Origin of the sequence: uncultured Pseudoalteromonas sp., from assembly GCF_963922945.1 — a bacterium.
GTDB lineage: Bacteria > Pseudomonadota > Gammaproteobacteria > Enterobacterales > Alteromonadaceae > Pseudoalteromonas.
Genome location: NZ_CAWUKC010000016.1, coordinates 24930 through 42310, shown reverse-complemented (window position 1 = coordinate 42310; position 17381 = coordinate 24930). Strand labels below are relative to the sequence as shown.

Sequence of the window (17381 nt, the reverse complement as noted above, 5' to 3'; positions counted from 1 at the left end):
AATGCTTATTATTGATATCAATCAAGGAGGTTTTTGTGAATAAAACACCTAACTTTTACACTGTTGTAGCTGCTATTTTCTTAAGTATAGGCTTAATTTTATTAGGTTTTATTATTAAAAGTGCAGCCGTTGATGTAAAAAGTATGGATCGCAGCGTACAGGTAAAAGGATTAGCTGAGCGTGAGGTTAATGCCGATACGGTTATTTGGCCGCTACAATACTCTGATGCCGATAACGATTTAGAAAAATTGGTAAGCCGGGTTGAGCAAAAAAACGATGCCGTTATTGCTTTTTTAAAGTTACATGGCTTTGATGATGACGAAATAAGCACCGGCAGCCAATCGATTATTGATGAACAAGCCCGTGAATATGGTGACGATAATCAAAAATTTCGTTATTTAGCCCGTGCTAACATTATTGTTTATTCTACTGCGCCCGACAAGGTGCAAAACGCCTTAAGCAAGGTAAGCCAACTCGCTAAGCAGGGTATTGCAATAGTACAGGATAGTTACGAGACCAAGGTTGAATATTTATTTACCGGCCTTAACGATATAAAACCAGCCATGGTGCAAGAGGCTACAGAAAAAGCCCGAGAAGTTGCCAATAAATTTGCAAAAGATTCAAACTCAACGCTAGGTAAAATAAAATCTGCACGCCAAGGGCAATTTAGCATTAGCAATCGCGATTCAAACACGCCACATATCAAAAAGGTGAGAGTAGTCACCAGTGTTGAATATTATTTAAGTGACTAAATAGCTCTGATCAAGTGGGCTATTTGAGCCGTGGGGCGTTGTAAGTACGCTGCACTAAGTAAAATACTAGGTTCGTTTAAATTTGCGCCTTTTAACGTATTTGTTAATTGCTCTTTAGCCATTGGATTTTGTTTTTGCTCTATTTCCATAAGGGCCAGCAGTGCTGAAAATTCGTGCTTAACAGGTGTTGTGGGCTTTTTGGCATAGGCAATATAACAAGCCACAGGGGTGAGGCCGCGCGCATTGGTTTGTGCAAGGGCTTTTGCTAGCTCATCGTTAGACTCGAATAGCATAAGTGAGCGCACATAGTTAAACGGTAGCTTTAGAGCATGGGCGTGTTTAAATACATTATGAAGCACATTATTGCCTTGACTATCTTGTGCTAAAAAGCCTTTATTTGCTTTTAATGCCGGCGTGAAAAATGTGAGAGCATCTATGCTTGTTAGCCCACTTATAAAGGGCGCGGGTGGGAGGTTAGTTGTTAAAATGCGAGTTGCTACATTTTGCATAAAGTCATATTTAATACTCATTCGCTCAGCACTTTGAAATAAATGATTAAGCTGCAACGTTTGCTGAGCGGGGCTTAACTGTTTAAAGTCGTTATCAAGCTCATTTAGTTGATGTTTCGCTATTCGCGCATTGAGTAACTGTATGCTTAAATCCATTCTTCACTCTCCCTCTGAGCGTTTTAATTACTATAAAACAAAAAAGGCCGCATCAGCGACCTTTTTCTATTTATAACCAAGCATTAAGCTTTTTTACTGGCTATCCAGTCGTTTACAAAGCTCTCTAGTACGTTAAGTGGTACAGGGCCGTTTTTAAGAATAACGTCGTGGAATTGACGAATATCAAACTTGTCGCCTAGTTGCTTTTTAGCATCTTCACGCAGCTCTAAAATCTTCAACATACCCACTTTATAAGCCGTCGCTTGCGATGGCATTACAATGTGACGCTCAACCATTTTAACACCGTCAGATGTTGCGTTAGGCGTATTATTTACGTAGTAATCAATACCTTCTTGACGAGTCCATTTCATGGCATGGATACCCGTATCAACCACTAAGCGACACGCACGCCATAATTCCATAGAAAGGCGACCAAAGTCTGAGTAAGGGTCTGAATACAGGCCCATTTCTTTAGGAATGAACTCCGAGTATAAACCCCAACCTTCAATGTAAGCGGTGTAGCCACCAAATTTACGAAACTTAGGTACACCTTCAAGCTCTTGCGAGATAGCAATTTGCATATGGTGGCCCGGAATACCCTCATGGTAAGCTAGTGCTTCCATTTGATATGTTGGCATTGCTTCCATGTCGTAAAGGTTTGCGTAGTAAATACCAGGGCGAGAGCCATCTGGCGCAGGTTGTTGATAAAATGCTTTACCCGCTGCTTTTTCGCGGAATGCTTCAACGGCTTTAACTTTTAGATCAGCCTTTGGCTTAACAATAAATAGCTCATCTAGGCGAGTTTTCATCGTGTTAATCAGACCTGTTGCTTCATCTAAGTAGCGCTGTTTACCTTGCTCGTCATTGGCATAGTAAAATTGCTTATCCGTTTTCATAAACTGCATAAACGCTTTTAAATCGCCTTTAAAGCCTACTTTATCTTTAATTTCACGCATTTCGTCATGAATACGCTTTACTTCAGCAAGGCCAATGGCATGAATTTCTTTAGCCGTTAACTCAGTTGTTGTGGTGCGCTTAAGTGCGTTATTGTAAAACGTTTCGCCATCAGGCAGTTTCCATGCACCATCGCGATTATCTGCACGTTTTTCAAGCTGTGCTAAGTAATTAATTAGCTTAGAGTAAGAAGGCTTAACCGCTGATTTTAGTGCATCAGTTGCATCGCTAATTAAGGCGTCTTTTTCATCTTGGCTAATTTCAAGCGCGCTTACTTTACGTTTAAAGTCGGCTAATAGCGTTGAGTCTTCACCTTTTTCAAATGGTGCGCCGTGAATAATGTTTTTGCTCGAATCAATAACATGTGGGAACACAAATTTAGGCGCAATAATACCTTTATCAGCACGGGTCTCTAAATCAGTAATTAATTGATCAAATACCGTAGGTACACCATTTAAACGCGCAATGTAATCTTTTGCTTCTTTTACATTACTAATTGAATGTTGGTTAATTAAAAACGCAGGCACCATAGAGTGTGTACCAAACATTTGGTTAACTGGGTAATTATGGTAACGCCATTTAAAATCAGCAATTGAGCTTTCTAAGTCTTGCTTTTTTAAGTCGTAACTTACTTTAGTGGCATCATCGAGTAGGTCGCGATTAATGGCTTTTAGCTCAACTAGATCAGCTTTAGCTTGTGCTAAATCTTTAAGTTTGCGCTCTTCGCTGCCGTCATCCCATTTATCGTAATCTTTTTTAATACCCATGTAGGTTTGATAAACCGGGCTGCTCATTACGTCACGGTTAAAGGTATCTTCAAAAAACGCGTTGGCTTTGTCGATTTCGCTTTGCACAGGTTGCGCTTGCACTGCTGGCGCTGGGGTTGTTTGTTGTGGCGCTTGCTGGCAGCCAGCTAAAATAGCAACGCTCACGGCTGCTGCAATAAAGGTAAGTTTACGCATTGTTTTCCCTTTTGTTGTTAGAAACCCATTAGGGTGCATTATATTTATTTGCTTGTGTTTTTATTTATAACGAGCGTGGTTAAAAACCACTACACGAACAATTCTAGCAGGTCATTTAAAAAACGATGCCCTTTAAGGCTTACCTGCCAGTGGCCGTTTTCTTGTATTAATAACCCTGCGTCTATCGCTTTTGTTAAAGCCGCTTGTTGGCTTTGCAGTGGCTGGCTAGTCAGCGCGCTGTAATCATCAATAGGGCAAGGCTCGACTAAGCGAAAGCGATTCATAAAAAATTCAAAGGCTAAATCGTCTTGCTCTACTTGCCAGCTTTTATACAAGTACGGCTTAAGCATATCCATGTAACCGCGTGGATGCTTAATTTTTTCAGTACGGGTAATCATGCCGGTTTTTGCATCAGTTACTTTACCATGAGCGCCACAGCCAATACCGAGATAATCGCCAAAACGCCAATAATTCAAGTTATGTTGGCATTGAAAGCCTGGCTTTGCATAGCCCGATATTTCGTATTGACTGTAACCGGCTTGAGCAAGTAGTGCTTGGCCTTGCTCTTGAATATCCCATAGGGTTTCATCTTGTGGCAAAGTTGGCGGCTTGGATGCAAACTGTGTATTTGGCTCAATAGTAAGTTGATACCAAGATATATGTGGCGGGTTTAAATCAATTATTTTTTTTAAATCGCTCAGCGCATCGTCAAGGCTTTGCCCCGGTAAGCCATGCATTAAATCAAGGTTAAAGCTATTTAATCCGGCTTGCTTAGCTTGCTCTGCAGCGTAGTGCGCTTCATCGGCGCCATGAATACGGCCAAGCGCTTTTAACTTGTCGTTTTGCATGCTTTGCACGCCAATAGAAATTCGGTTAATACCCGCTTTTACATACTCTTTAAAGCGATTCGTTTCTACGGTGCCAGGGTTTGCCTCAAGGGTTATTTCGCAGTTGTCGCTTAGGCCAATTAGGTTATCTACTTCGTTTAATAAGCGGGTATATGCATCGCCTGTTAATAAGCTTGGCGTGCCACCACCAATAAAAATGCTGTGAATTTTGCGCCCTTGCACCAAGTGTAAATCGGCTTTTAAGTCGTCAATTAAATGCTGAACATATTCAGTTTCAGGAATGTCGCCTTTTTGTCCATGGCTATTAAAATCGCAATAGGGGCATTTTTGCACGCACCACGGTACGTGCACATATAAGCTCAGTGGTGGAAGGTTCACAGGCCGCCTTTGCTTTGTAGCTCTAGTAGTAATTTTTTAAGTGCTTGGCCACGGTGGCTCACTGCATTTTTTTGCTCTTTGGTGAGCTCGGCGCTGGTACAGTTTTGCTCTTTAACAAAAAATACCGGGTCGTATCCAAAGCCACCTTCGCCATTTTGGGTTTGTGTAATTTCTCCCTCCCAACTTGCGCTGCAAATAAGCGGGGTAGGGTCATCGGCGTGGCGCATTAATACTAATACACACCAAAAACGCGCTTTACGGTTAGGGTTGTTACCTAAATCATTAAGCAGTTTATCTATATTGTCTTGATCGCTTGCGCTTTCACCGGCAAAACGCGCTGAGTACACCCCAGGTGCACCATTTAAGCCATCTACTTCTAGACCTGAGTCATCGGCAATAGCTGGCATGCCGGTAATTTTAGCTGCATGGCGAGCTTTAATTATCGCGTTCTCTACAAAGGTAGTGCCGGTTTCGGCTACTTCACCTACGTTAAAATCGCTTTGCGGAACGACGTTTATACTTAAAGGGCTGAGCATGTTTGCCAGCTCATTTACTTTACCTGGGTTGCCTGTGGCAAGCACTAATGTTTTAGTCATGTTTTTTAATCTACGTAAAATTTTTGCTGAAATTGTAATTTTTGAAATTGATTACTTTGTTGTATTTCAATTTCAAAACGTAAAATTTCTTCGTTGGTGTAGTCTACTTGCGCAAGGTAGTAAATTGAGTCACCTTCTTTTACTTCTTTAAAAGTAAGGGCTTGTTTATTACCAAGTAGGTTTTTAGCTGTGCCGCTTAGCTTTACAGTTTGCGCGGTTTTATCGCTGTTATTTTTTAGCACTGAAATATTAACAATGCCTTTATAACCACTACGCTCAAGGCCATAGGTTTTTGCTATTTGTGGCTGAATAAAAGTAGATGGAAAAGCAATATAATGCACTTGCCAAGGGCCCAGCTCTTTGTATTGTCCACCTTGCATGTCTTCACTTTGCGCATTAAAGGCAAAGGCTAAAAAACTAATAAAGCAAAATTTAATTAAACGGTTCATTGTGGTGTCCTATATAAAAAAGAGGCCAAAGGGCCTCTTTTGCTTAAAACAAAAATTTAGGCTAAAAAGTCCATTAGCAGCATTTGTAAAAATTGAATACCAATAATTAGTACAAGCACCGATAAATCTAAGCCACCCATTGGTGGAATAATTTTACGAATAGGTTTTAACATTGGCTCAGTAAGCTGATGGAAAACCGCTTCGATAGGGTTATAGCCTTGACTTACCCAGCTTAAAATAGCGCGAATAATTAACACCCAAAATACAAGGTTTAAGCCTTCTTTCAATACAGTAATAAGTGCTTGTATAAATACAGGTTGTGCAGCCCATGCACCGTATATTACCAGCATTAGAGTACTAATCTTGGCAACGGCTACAATAAATGCCAGCAATAGAGAGGCTAAATCGAGCCCGCCTAGGCCAGGTATTATTTTACGCAAAGGGTTGACCGCAAACGAGGTTGCTTTAACCACAAATTGGCTCATTGGGTTGTAAAAGTCGGCTTTTGCCCACTGTAGCCAAAAACGCAGTAGCACCACCATTAAAAATAAATCAAACAGGGTACTGATCAAAAATTGCATGGCATTCATAGTGTAACCTTCAATAAAAAGTAATTTTAAAGTTCTTTTTCCATTTGCATTGCACGCGCTATACACGCATCCATTGCATCGCTAACTGTTTGCACTAGGCCTTCGCTTTTTAAATGCTCAACCGCAGCATGGGTGGTGCCGCCTTTAGATGTTACATTAGCGCGTAATTGCGAAATGCTTATCTCTGGTTGGCTCAATGCCATTTCGGCTGCACCTAGCGCAGTTTGCTGTACTAAGCGACGCGCATCTTCATCGTTAAAGCCAAGTGCTTTTGCTTTTTCTTCAATGGCTTCCATAAATAAGAAAAAGTAAGCGGGCGATGAGCCGGTTACTGCAATAATATCGTTAATTTGCGACTCTTGCTCAACCCACACAACAATACCTGTGCACTCAAATACTTGCTGCACAAAGGCATGCTCATCGGCTGTTTCATCTGCGCCAAATAAACCTGACACACCTCGGCCAAGTAATGATGGGGTATTTGGCATACAACGTACCATTTTAACGTTTTGGCCAAGCATTTCACGCAGGCGCTTAACGGTTAAGCCCGCAGCTACCGAAATAAATAGTTTATTGCTAAAGTCGATACCCGATTCTTGAAACGATTTACATAAATCGCCCATCATTTGTGGTTTAACAGACAATACAATGACATCAGCATCGCGTAAGGCTTCGTTATTGTCGCTGGTTGTTTTAACCTTGAAATCGTCTGCTACCTTGGCAAGCTTTTCTTGGTTGCGGTTTGTAGCAATGATGTTGTTTGCATTAAAACCGTTTTTTACCATGCCACCAATAATGGCGTAGCTCATGTTACCTGTGCCTATAAATGCGATTGTTTTATCTGACATATGTCTGTTATCACCTTTTAAGTTCGAGTTCCAAAAATATCTGTGCCGATCCTCACCATGGTTGAACCTGCGCTAATGGCGGCTTCAACATCATTGCTCATCCCCATCGACAACGTATCTATATGAGGATATTGGGCCTTTAGTTTATCAAAGCAAGTTTGTAATTGCTCAAAAGATTGACTTTGTTCACTCGGATCGTCGCTTTTAGCCGGAATGGCCATTAAACCACGCAAAGTAAGTTGCTCACATTGGTCAATAAACTCAGCAAGTTCAGGTATTTGCTCAATACTACAGCCCGACTTTGCTTCTTCGGCGCTTATATTTACCTGAATAAGTATATTTAAAGGGGCTTTATCAGCGGGGCGTTGCGTGTTTAAGCGTTTTGCTATTTTTATTCTATCTACACTTTGTACCCAGTCAAAATTAGTGGCAACAAGGGCGCTTTTATTTGATTGAATTGGGCCAATGAAATGCCAAATGATGTCGCTAAATGTGTGTAGTTGCGCTATTTTATTTACAGCCTCTTGAACATAAGACTCGCCAAATTGGCGTTGGCCTTGCTCGTAAGCAGCAATAATATCGTCGCTTGGTTTTGTTTTTGATACTGCAAGCAGCGCAATTTCATCGCTATTACGCTTAGCATTTTTGGCCGCGCTGGCAATTCTAGCGTAGGCGGATGTGAGTCGTTCTGCTATTGTAACCATATAATTATCAGTTAGTTGTGGAGTCATAAATGGATATTACCGAATTATTAGCGTTTAGTGTGCAACACAAAGCATCTGATTTACACTTATCGTCAGGTGTTTCACCTATGATACGCGTAGATGGTGATGTTCGCCGCATTAATATACCTGCCCTTGCAGATAAAGATGTAAACAGCCTAGTTTACGACATTATGAACGATAATCAGCGTAAGGACTACGAACAAAACCTAGAAGTGGATTTTTCGTTTGAAGTGCCTAACCTTGCTCGATTTCGTGTTAACGCATTTAACTCAAACCGCGGCCCTGCAGCGGTGTTTCGTACCATCCCAAGCGATGTACTGACGCTTGAGGATTTAGGCGCACCTGATATTTTTAAAACAATATCAGATAACCCGCGTGGTTTAGTATTGGTTACCGGTCCAACCGGTTCGGGTAAATCAACAACACTTGCGGCTATGGTCGATTATATAAATCAAACAAAACATCACCATATCCTCACCATTGAAGATCCTATCGAATTTGTACACGATAATAAACTCAGCCTTATTAACCAACGTGAAGTACACCGTGATACGCACAGTTTCTCAAATGCTTTGCGCAGCGCGCTGCGTGAAGACCCCGATGTAATACTCGTTGGTGAGCTACGTGATTTAGAAACTATTCGCCTTGCAATGACCGCAGCAGAAACCGGTCACTTAGTGTTTGGTACGCTACACACCACCTCAGCCCCCAAAACTATTGACCGTATTATTGATGTATTCCCAGGTGAAGAAAAAGACATGGTACGCTCAATGCTTTCTGAGTCACTACGTGCTGTTATTTCACAAACACTACTTAAAAAAATTGGCGGTGGTCGAGTGGCTGCACACGAAATTATGATTGGTATTCCTGCTATTCGTAACTTAATTCGTGAAGACAAAATAGCGCAAATGTATTCGTCTATACAAACAGGTGCATCACACGGCATGCAAACGATGGATCAATGTTTAAATAATTTAGTTAATCACGGTATTGTGACAACCGCAGCCGCAAAAGAAAAAGCCCAAGACAAAACCCAGTTTGGTGGCTAAGGACATAATATGAATTTATCTTTAAATCACTTTTTGCAAATTATGATTGAGAAAAAAGGCTCGGATTTATTTGTCTCTAGCCAATTGCCAGTCAGCGCAAAAATTAATGGTGAGCTTATCGCGCTTAGCGACGATAAGCTAACTGATGAGCAATCGCTCGCGCTTGTAGAATCAGCGATGAGCGATAAACAAAAAAGTGAGTTTCATACCACGAAAGAGTGTAATTTTGCGATAGCCACAGATGAAGGGCGATTTCGTATCTCGGCGTTTTGGCAACGCGATAGAGCGGGCATGGTTATTCGCCGCATTGTAACGCAAATACCTGAAGTAAGTGATTTAGGGCTACCCTCTACACTTACTGATGTAATAATGGCAAAACGAGGCTTGGTGCTGTTTGTGGGTGGCACGGGTACAGGTAAGTCAACCTCATTGGCTGCTTTAATTGGCTACAGAAACCGCAATCAACGCGGACATATACTCACTATTGAGGACCCAATTGAGTTTGTGCATGAGCACCGTAAAAGTATTATTACTCAGCGCGAAGTAGGGCTTGATACCGACAGCTTTGAATCGGCACTTAAAAGCTCACTACGCCAAGCTCCCGATGTTATTTTAATTGGTGAGATACGCTCACAAGAAACCATGGAATACGCACTGAGCTTTGCCGAAACTGGCCATTTATGTGTGGCTACACTGCATGCTAATAATGCCAACCAAGCTATTGACCGTATAATGCACTTAGTGCCTAAAGAGAAGCACGATAAGCTCAAGTACGACTTAGCGCTAAATTTACGCGCCATTGTTGCTCAGCAACTTATTCCTACGTCTGATGGTGAAGGGCGTGTAGCCGCCATTGAAATATTATTAAACTCACCCATGGTGGCAGAGCTAATTAAAAATGGGGATATTGGCGGCATTAAAGAGGCTATGTCTAAGTCTAAAGAAATGGGCATGCAAACCTTTGATCAAGCCTTGTTTGAGCTATATAAACAGCAACGTATTAATTACGCTGATGCGCTGCACCATGCGGACTCGCCAAATGATTTACGCTTAATGATTAAGCTGCGCAATAACGAGCAACAAGGCGCAGGCTTTTTACAAGGTGTAACCATTGATGGGCTGGATGATAAAAATAGTAATTAACCTACAGCAGTGTAGGCTGAGCACTCGTTTGAATAATTTAGTGCATAAAAAAAAGCGCCTATTGGCGCTTTTTTTAAGCCGGTTACTCACCATAACTGGCTTCAAAAAAACTTTCTAAAATAATCACTGCCGACATATTATCGACATTGCCTTTTCCTAATTTTTTATAGCCACCGTGCTCAAATAAACGGGCTTTTGCATCGGCAGTTGTCAGTCGCTCATCTTGTGTTTGCACTGGTATACCGTAGTGATTGTGCAAGCGGTTAGCAAACTTCTTAGCCTTAAAGGTTACCTCTTGCGAGGTACCATCCATATTAAGTGGCAAGCCCACCACCATTAAATCAGGTTGCCACTCTTTAACTTGAACCGCAATATGATCCCAATTAGGGATGCCATCTTGGGCTTTTACTGCTTTAAGGCTAGACGCACTGCCTGTGAGCTCTTGTCCTATGGCAATACCAATGCTCTTGGTACCAAAGTCAAAACCCATTACGGTGCGCTGGCCTTGCGGTTTAAGATTTTTTTTTGTCATTATCGTTCTTTAAGCGTGTCCAGCCTCACTGCTAAGCTGGCTAACATCAAAGCCCAGCATTGAAACTGCTTTTTCCCAGCGTTTTTCTACCGGCGTATCAAAAATGATCTTCGGATCGGCTTTGATGATCAACCAACTGTTATCTAACAGCTCTTGCTCAAGTTGTCCTTGCTCCCAGCCAGAATAACCAAGCGTGATAATAAATTGCTCAGGTGCGTGGGCGGTGGTTAGGTTGGCAAGTACATCTTTTGATGTGGTGATCATAATATCACTGCTGAGCTTTTGGCTTGCAGAGTAACCAGGCTGAGGTGAATGAAGTACAAAACCCCGGTCGGTTTTAACCGGACCACCTGCAAATACAGAGACTTGCGCAGCTTGCTGAGTTTTGTCGTTGTCTATTTCTATTTTATCTAAAAGCTCACCAACGGTTACATCAATAGGCTGGTTGATCACCAATCCCATAGCCCCATCTTCATTGTGCTCACAAATATAGGTAACGGCACGTTTAAAAAAAGGGTCTTGCATCGACGGCATAGCGATTAAAAAATGATTTTCTAATGATTGCATAGATTTCACCCTTTTAGTTTATGAATACTTATTGAACTTTGAGTATGGCATAGATATATACGTAGCGTATAAAAAGTCCATTAATTGTATGAAATACTTAAATTAATGGACTTTTAAATGGTATTTATTTAGCTAGCTTACGCTCAATGGCGTCAAACAAAATACCGGTAATTGAGATATCGTAAGCGGCTTCAATTTCACGTACACAGGTTGGTGCAGTTACGTTAATTTCGGTGAGCTTGTCGCCAATAATATCTAAGCCAACAAACACTAGCCCTTTTTCTTTAAGTGTAGGGGCAACTGCTTGCGCTATTTTAAGATCTGACTCGCTAAGTGGGCGGGCTTCACCACGACCACCCGCCGCCAAATTACCGCGAGTTTCACCATTTTGTGGAATACGCGCTAAACAATACGGAATTACTTCACCATCAACAACCAATACGCGTTTGTCGCCTTGTTTGATCTCTGGAATGTAATTTTGCACCATAGCAAAGCGGCTACCGTGCTCAGTGAGCGTTTCACAAATAACACCAATGTTTGCATCATCTTCTTTGATACGAAAAATAGACGCGCCGCCCATGCCATCAAGTGGTTTTAAAATAATGTCTTTATGCTCAGCTAAAAATGCGCGTATTTGCGCTTGGCTACGTGTTACTAATGTATCGGGCGTATGCTCGCTAAACCACGCTGTAAAAAGCTTTTCGTTAGCATCACGCAGGCTTTGTGGTTTATTAATAATTAACGTACCTTCTTGCTCGGCACGTTCCAGCATATATGTGGCGTAAATATATTCCGTATCGAACGGTGGATCTTTTCGCATTAAAATGACGTCTAGATCGGCAAGGGCTATTGTGGCTTTTTCTTCAAGCTCGTACCACTTTTCGGTGTTATTAAATACCTGCGCTTTAGACGCCGTTGCATATGGTTTACCTTGGCGAAGTGATAAATCATCCATCTCCATGTAATAAATTTCGTAACCACGATCCTGCGCTTGCATCATCATTGCAAAGCCGGTGTCTTTTTTGATGTTAAATCCACTAATAGGATCAGAGATAATTCCTAACTTAATTGCCATGCGCTGTGCCTTAGTATAAATATTAATGTTTATATGAGGGTGCTTTTAGTTATTTCAATTAGCTAAATCGCCAAATTGTAACTGTAATGCACTTAGGACCGTTAAAGCGGCGGTTTCTGTTCGTAAAACACGTGGCCCTAAGCGAATATCTACAAAGTGCTGATCTTTAGTTTGTGCCATTTCTTCATCGGTAAAGCCCCCTTCAGGGCCAACTAAAAAGCGCACACCGGCGCTTGGAACGGTTATTGTTTTAATACTGTGCTCTGCACGAGGGTGCAAAGTGAGCTTAATGGCGTCTGATTGTTGCTCAAGCCATTGTTTTAAATCAATCGGTGTGTGGACAATAGGCACAAAGTTACGCCCTGATTGCTCGGCAGCTGAAATTGCAATTTTTTGCCATTGTTGATGTTTTTTCTCTAAGCGATCTCCACTGAGCTTAACGCCACAACGTTGGCTAAAAATAGGGGTGATTTCAGTAATACCCAGCTCAACCGATTTTTGGATAGTAAAGTCCATTTTATCGCCGCGAGATACGCATTGCCCTAAATGAATGTTAAGCTCAGATTCGACATCATGCTCATCAAAACGTAGTGGCATAACAACAACTGATTTTTTTGATACCTCAATAATCTCACTGAAGTACTCACCACCTTCACCATTAAAAATAGATATATGTTCACCAACTTTCATACGTAATACTCGGCCAACATGGCCGGCTGCATCATCGTTTAAAGAAACCGGGGTGTTTAAGGCAATATTTGATGCCTGATAAATATGAGGTACTCGCATGAAGGTCGCTTATTTATAACGTAAATAATATATAGCGCTATGGTAAGTAAGCAGGGCGTTGTTCGCAATTATTTATTTAAGTGACTTGGCCGCTGCGATTAAATCTTTGGGGGTCTGGGCAATATCAGTATCGCACGATAAATGGTTTTTAAAGCACTCGTCAGTAATGCGATTAAATGTGTAGCCGCTCTCATCAATACTGACAACATAGCGTTTTTCATGTAAGGAGTTGTATATAAACCGCTGCTTGTCGTCAGCTAGAAGGTAGTCGGTGTTATTAAATAACACTCCTTGAATATCATGATGTTCGTGCAGGTAAGTAGCGAGCTCAGATACGCTAATTTCGTTTTCTAAGTCGCAATAGCAATAATCTTTGATCAGTTCGTCAAACATCATTTTAACGAGCTTACGGGTATTACTACCCGCAACGATTAAAGTGCTGGGTTTATCAGGTGGCGCATTTTTAAAATAGTGCTCGGCAAAAGTACGACTAAACTCGTTATCTACATCAATTAACAAATAATTAGTTACTTCAAACGCCATAGGACCCCGTTGCATTTAAGCAATATGTTGTGCCAGTAAACTAAATACGGGGCGCTTGGCAACTGATTTAATTGTGTGGCGTTAAAGTGAAAACATGCTAATAAGTAAATAGCCTATAGCACAAAAAACAGCAAACTCGATGCATGCTATACCTATATTGTCTTGGTGATCTACCTCTAATGCGGTATCGATATTTGGTAATGAGATAGCTTTAATTACAAAACTTAAACAATATAATAACACCCACATTACACCGCAATGCATAACCAGTGTAAATATATTTTCGACCATTTTTCCATTTTGAAACGCAGCGCTCGATAATCCAGCATACACTGCTAGGGCTAAACCTATAGATTTTCCAGCATACCTAATGCCTATAGAGGTATTTTCTAGATTAAAGTTACTTTGCAATGAGGCACCTTGATTCGCTTTGGCAAAGCGGTGTTCACGGATTTTACTATCTAACGCAAACATCCCTTGTAACGTAAAAAAGCTAACAAAAGCAATAAGTAAGTTGCTAAACCCTTGCGCATGAGTCCACGTGTATAAACCAAGTGCAATAATGCAGTTAGCTAACAACATACCAGAATCAACGAGTGCGGCGCATACATTTTGCTTTAAAATGGCTTCCTCTTCATTAAACCTGTGTAATATCCATTTTCGATGAATTAAATGTCCCGCTTTTATAAATGTAAATAATAGTACAATTAAAATGACCACTTTTAATGGATTGTGCTGCGCTGTACTTATACTTATTTCGTCAAATAAAAATGCCATGGTGGCAATAACCACTGTAATCTCTGAGGCAAAACTAATGCCCATAGCAAAATTATCATGCTGTGCTAATTCATCTTTAAGTGCTTGTTTAGCTTTTATTTGAGCAATAACTCTTAGGCTAAAAATTGTCATGCATATCACCGCAAAACTAATGGCGATCGCAATTAAACTGGTGTTAGATAATGATAAATATGACATGCTGATCCTAAGTAGAGATAACCTTTCTTGGTTTTAGTTATTCTAGTATGGTTAGTACATATATAAAAGAGAGGATTGATGAGTAATAAAATGCAACTTCCTATTCAATTACAAAAACTTGGCTCAACACGCTTTGCACAGTTGTATCCACAGCAACCTATACAAGAAGAAGTTGTAAAATTATGTGCTTTGAGTGACTTTGCTTTTCGAAGCTTAGAATCCCAGCCTCAATTAAAAGACTGGCTAATACAATCAGACGAACAATTTAGACGAGACGTTCCTGCACCATTTGAGGGTCTTGATCTGCAACAGGTTGATGAAAATCAGTGTAATAAGATTTTAAGACAGTACCGCGAAAAATATTGGTTAAAAGTTGCCTACCTTGATTTATGTTGCGATAACCCAATTAGCGACAGCATTAAATACATAAGCCTTCTAGCTGATATGCTAATTAATAGTGCCAATATGTGGGCACATGCACAAACGGCAAAAACAGCTGGTGAGCCATTAGATGATCAAGGTAACTCTTTACCATTAATGGTACTAGGTATGGGGAAATTGGGCGGCCACGAGCTTAATTATTCATCGGATATAGACTTAATTTTTGCCTATCCGCGTAATATACCTACCCAAGGCGGGCGTAAAGCTGTTGAAGCCCAAGTGTTTTACACCAAAGTTGCGCAAAAGTTGATTAATGCGCTCAACCAAGTAACTGGCGATGGACAAGTATTTAGGGTTGATATGCGCCTTCGCCCATTTGGTGAAAGCGGGCCGTTAGTAATGAGTTTTAACGCTATCGAAGATTATTATCAAGAGCAAGGGCGCGATTGGGAGCGTTACGCTATGTTAAAAGGGCGTTTAATTGGCACGCCTAATGTGTATTGGGATGAATTTATACAACTTTTAAAACCCTTTGTGTATCGCCGCTATATCGATTTTTCGGTGGTCGAGTCGCTTAGAAAAATGAAGCTAATGATAGCCCAAGAGGTACGCCGTAAACGCTTAACGAATAATATAAAACTAGGTGCTGGTGGTATCCGCGAGGTTGAATTTATTGTACAAGCTTTGCAAATGGTGCGTGGTGGGCGAGAAGCTAATTTACAAACTCAGTCGTTATTATATGCCCTAGAACAACTTACTTTAAATCAAGCAATAGATGAAAAAGAAGCAAATGAATTAAAGTGCAACTATTTACACCTACGTAAAGTTGAGCAGTATTTGCAAATCTTTGATGACCAGCAAACACAGACTCTGCCAGATGATGAGCTTAATCAAGCTCGGTTAAATTACCTGCTTGAGAGTGAAAACTTTAACCATACTATGGCCAATATTGAACAAATAATGGCTAAAATTCATGATGAGTTTTTATTAGTAATAGGAGAAGAAACCGTTCCTCTTGATACCTGCGAAGGCGCGTTTATAAGTGCTTGGGATCATGGTGATGTGAGCTTTCTGAACGAAGTTAAAGAGCATTGGCAAACACCGCTTCGCGATTTTAAACAGCGTCTAAATAAAGTAAATATAGGGAATCGTGGTCGCGATATTCTTGATAAGTTGATGCCTTTGTTACTCAAGCAACTCAGTGATTTTAATGCCAGTGGCGAAACATTTACCTTAGTGTGTCAAATTTTAAATAAAATTGTATCGCGTACTGCTTACCTTGAATTACTGTACGAAAACCAAGGAGCGCTAAAGCAGCTTGTTTTATTATGCTGCCATAGTAAATGGATAGGGGAGCACATTTCGCGTTACCCTATTTTGCTTGATGAGCTAATAGACCCTGCTGCGCTTTATAAACCTACGCCATTGACGGCCTATAAAGATGAGATACGACAGTATTTTTTACGTATAGAGCACGATGATTTAGAACTGCAAATGGAAGCGCTTAGGCAGTTTAAGCAAACACATCAATTACACATTGCGGCTGCGGATGCCACTGGTGTGATTGATGTTATGAAAGTAAGCGATCACTTAACTGCGCTTGCCGAAGCTGTGGTAGACCAAGCAGTTAATATAGCCTGGTATAACACGGTTAAACGCTTTGGTATGCCGCCAAACACAGATGATGAACACAAAGGCTTTGCGGTTATTGCGTACGGTAAAACAGGCGGTTTTGAGGTAGGGTATGATTCTGACTTAGATCTTGTATTTGTTCATAATCACGACGGTAACAGCAGTACTAACGGTGAAAAATCGATTACCTCAAGGCAGTTTTACTTAAAGCTTGCGCAGCGCTTAATGCATTTATTTAACACCCGTACCGCCTCGGGCATATTATATGAGCTGGATACCCGCCTGCGCCCAGAGGGGGCTTCTGGGCTATTGGCTATTAACTTAGAAAGCTTTAACCATTATCAGCAAACTCAAGCGTGGACTTGGGAGCATCAAGCGCTCGTGCGTGCCCGCATTATACTAGGCCAAGATGAGCTAAGAGCGCGCTTTTCGCAAATTCGTAAAGATATATTATGTACCCCACGCGATGTAGATACGCTTAAGCAAGATGTGCTTAAAATGCGCGAAAAAATGCGCACGCACTTAGCTAAAGGAAACGCCGAGCAATTTGATTTAAAACAAGATGTAGGCGCCATGACCGACATTGAATTTATAACTCAATATCTCGTGCTTAAAAATGCCCCTCAGTTTAGTCAGTTAACGGCTTTTTCTGACAATGTAAGAATATTGACAGACGCTGCCAACATTGGCTGTATTACTACAGAGCAAAAGCAGCAGTTAATTCAAGCCTATATTGATTATCGCTCACGTTACCACGTACTGAGCCTAAATCAGCAAGGTCGTTTGGTGTCGCGTAAAGAGTACCAAACAGATATTGAGAGTGTATCAGCGTGTTGGCACAGTATATTTGAACTTGAGGCGTAAATATTAAAAACCCAAGCTAAGCTTGGGTTTTTAATAAATAGACGCTGTTGCGCTTTTAGCGAAT

The 17381-nt window shown here is 41.0% G+C and carries 18 protein-coding genes; 4 read left to right on the top strand and 14 right to left on the bottom strand.

Annotated elements, in window-relative coordinates:
• The first annotated feature begins 35 nt into the window (after positions 1-35).
• A complete protein-coding gene (locus AABI99_RS05765; RefSeq protein WP_338364335.1) occupies positions 36-752 on the top strand; it encodes an SIMPL domain-containing protein in 717 nt (238 codons plus the stop codon).
• Here AABI99_RS05765 and AABI99_RS05760 read toward each other — a convergent pair.
• The 8 genes from AABI99_RS05760 to AABI99_RS05725 all read right to left on the bottom strand — a co-directional run bounded on the left by AABI99_RS05760 (position 749) and on the right by AABI99_RS05725 (position 7773).
• The gene (locus tag AABI99_RS05760; RefSeq protein ID WP_338364333.1) at positions 749-1417 is read right to left on the bottom strand and encodes a hypothetical protein; all 669 of its coding nucleotides are present in this window, start codon (positions 1415-1417) and stop codon (positions 749-751) included. The two genes, AABI99_RS05765 and AABI99_RS05760, sit on opposite strands and share 4 nt — an antisense overlap.
• An 83-nt stretch (positions 1418-1500) precedes the next feature.
• The gene (locus AABI99_RS05755; RefSeq protein ID WP_338364331.1) at positions 1501-3333 is read right to left on the bottom strand and encodes a DUF885 domain-containing protein; all 1833 of its coding nucleotides are present in this window, start codon (positions 3331-3333) and stop codon (positions 1501-1503) included.
• 89 nt (positions 3334-3422) lie between these two features.
• Complete coding sequence (hemW, locus tag AABI99_RS05750) at positions 3423-4559, bottom strand: radical SAM family heme chaperone HemW (protein WP_338364328.1); 1137 nt, start codon at positions 4557-4559, stop codon at positions 3423-3425.
• The gene (locus tag AABI99_RS05745; RefSeq protein WP_338364326.1) at positions 4556-5155 is read right to left on the bottom strand and encodes an XTP/dITP diphosphatase; all 600 of its coding nucleotides are present in this window, start codon (positions 5153-5155) and stop codon (positions 4556-4558) included. Before AABI99_RS05745 ends, hemW begins: the two co-directional genes overlap by 4 nt.
• A gap of 5 nt (positions 5156-5160) precedes the next feature.
• Entirely contained in the window at positions 5161-5604 is a 444-nt protein-coding gene (locus AABI99_RS05740) for a DUF4426 domain-containing protein (RefSeq protein ID WP_338364325.1), read from the bottom strand.
• 56 nt (positions 5605-5660) lie between these two features.
• Positions 5661-6194, bottom strand: coding sequence for a YggT family protein (locus tag AABI99_RS05735; protein ID WP_338364323.1), 534 nt, complete (start codon positions 6192-6194; stop codon positions 5661-5663).
• Positions 6195-6220: 26 nt separating this feature from the next.
• Positions 6221-7042, bottom strand: a complete 822-nt coding sequence (proC, locus tag AABI99_RS05730) for a pyrroline-5-carboxylate reductase (RefSeq protein ID WP_338364321.1) — start codon at positions 7040-7042, stop codon at positions 6221-6223.
• A 17-nt stretch (positions 7043-7059) separates the two neighbouring features.
• On the bottom strand, positions 7060-7773 hold the full coding sequence (locus tag AABI99_RS05725; protein WP_338364319.1) for a YggS family pyridoxal phosphate-dependent enzyme: 714 nt from the start codon (positions 7771-7773) through the stop codon (positions 7060-7062).
• 2 nt (positions 7774-7775) lie between these two features.
• Here AABI99_RS05725 and AABI99_RS05720 point away from each other — a divergent pair, with 2 nt between their 5' ends.
• Both AABI99_RS05720 and AABI99_RS05715 read left to right on the top strand, forming a co-directional pair.
• Positions 7776-8816, top strand: coding sequence for a type IV pilus twitching motility protein PilT (locus AABI99_RS05720; RefSeq protein ID WP_338364317.1), 1041 nt, complete (start codon positions 7776-7778; stop codon positions 8814-8816).
• Positions 8817-8825: 9 nt separating this feature from the next.
• Positions 8826-9959 carry a PilT/PilU family type 4a pilus ATPase gene (locus AABI99_RS05715; RefSeq protein ID WP_338364315.1) on the top strand — a complete coding sequence of 378 codons (1134 nt, stop codon included), beginning with the start codon at positions 8826-8828 and terminating at the stop codon, positions 9957-9959.
• An 82-nt stretch (positions 9960-10041) separates the two neighbouring features.
• On the opposite strand, the gene ruvX is transcribed toward AABI99_RS05715, so the two are convergent.
• From ruvX to AABI99_RS05685, 6 genes are all read right to left on the bottom strand, one after another.
• Positions 10042-10491 (bottom strand): Holliday junction resolvase RuvX, encoded by a 450-nt coding sequence (gene ruvX / locus AABI99_RS05710; protein WP_338364313.1) that lies wholly within the window; start codon positions 10489-10491, stop codon positions 10042-10044.
• A 9-nt stretch (positions 10492-10500) separates the two neighbouring features.
• Positions 10501-11058, bottom strand: a complete 558-nt coding sequence (locus AABI99_RS05705) for a YqgE/AlgH family protein (protein WP_338364311.1) — start codon at positions 11056-11058, stop codon at positions 10501-10503.
• Between the two features lie 124 nt (positions 11059-11182).
• Positions 11183-12133: a glutathione synthase gene (gene gshB / locus AABI99_RS05700; protein ID WP_338364309.1), complete on the bottom strand. Its 951-nt coding sequence runs from the start codon at positions 12131-12133 to the stop codon at positions 11183-11185.
• A 54-nt stretch (positions 12134-12187) separates the two neighbouring features.
• Positions 12188-12922, bottom strand: coding sequence for a 16S rRNA (uracil(1498)-N(3))-methyltransferase (gene rsmE, locus AABI99_RS05695; protein WP_338364307.1), 735 nt, complete (start codon positions 12920-12922; stop codon positions 12188-12190).
• 72 nt (positions 12923-12994) lie between these two features.
• Complete coding sequence (locus AABI99_RS05690) at positions 12995-13465, bottom strand: hypothetical protein (protein WP_338364305.1); 471 nt, start codon at positions 13463-13465, stop codon at positions 12995-12997.
• Between the two features lie 81 nt (positions 13466-13546).
• Entirely contained in the window at positions 13547-14440 is an 894-nt protein-coding gene (locus AABI99_RS05685) for a hypothetical protein (RefSeq protein ID WP_338364303.1), read from the bottom strand.
• A gap of 78 nt (positions 14441-14518) precedes the next feature.
• Between AABI99_RS05685 and glnE the strand changes: the two genes are divergently transcribed.
• Positions 14519-17317 carry a bifunctional [glutamate--ammonia ligase]-adenylyl-L-tyrosine phosphorylase/[glutamate--ammonia-ligase] adenylyltransferase gene (glnE, locus tag AABI99_RS05680; RefSeq protein WP_338364301.1) on the top strand — a complete coding sequence of 933 codons (2799 nt, stop codon included), beginning with the start codon at positions 14519-14521 and terminating at the stop codon, positions 17315-17317.
• Positions 17318-17381 lie beyond the last annotated feature (64 nt).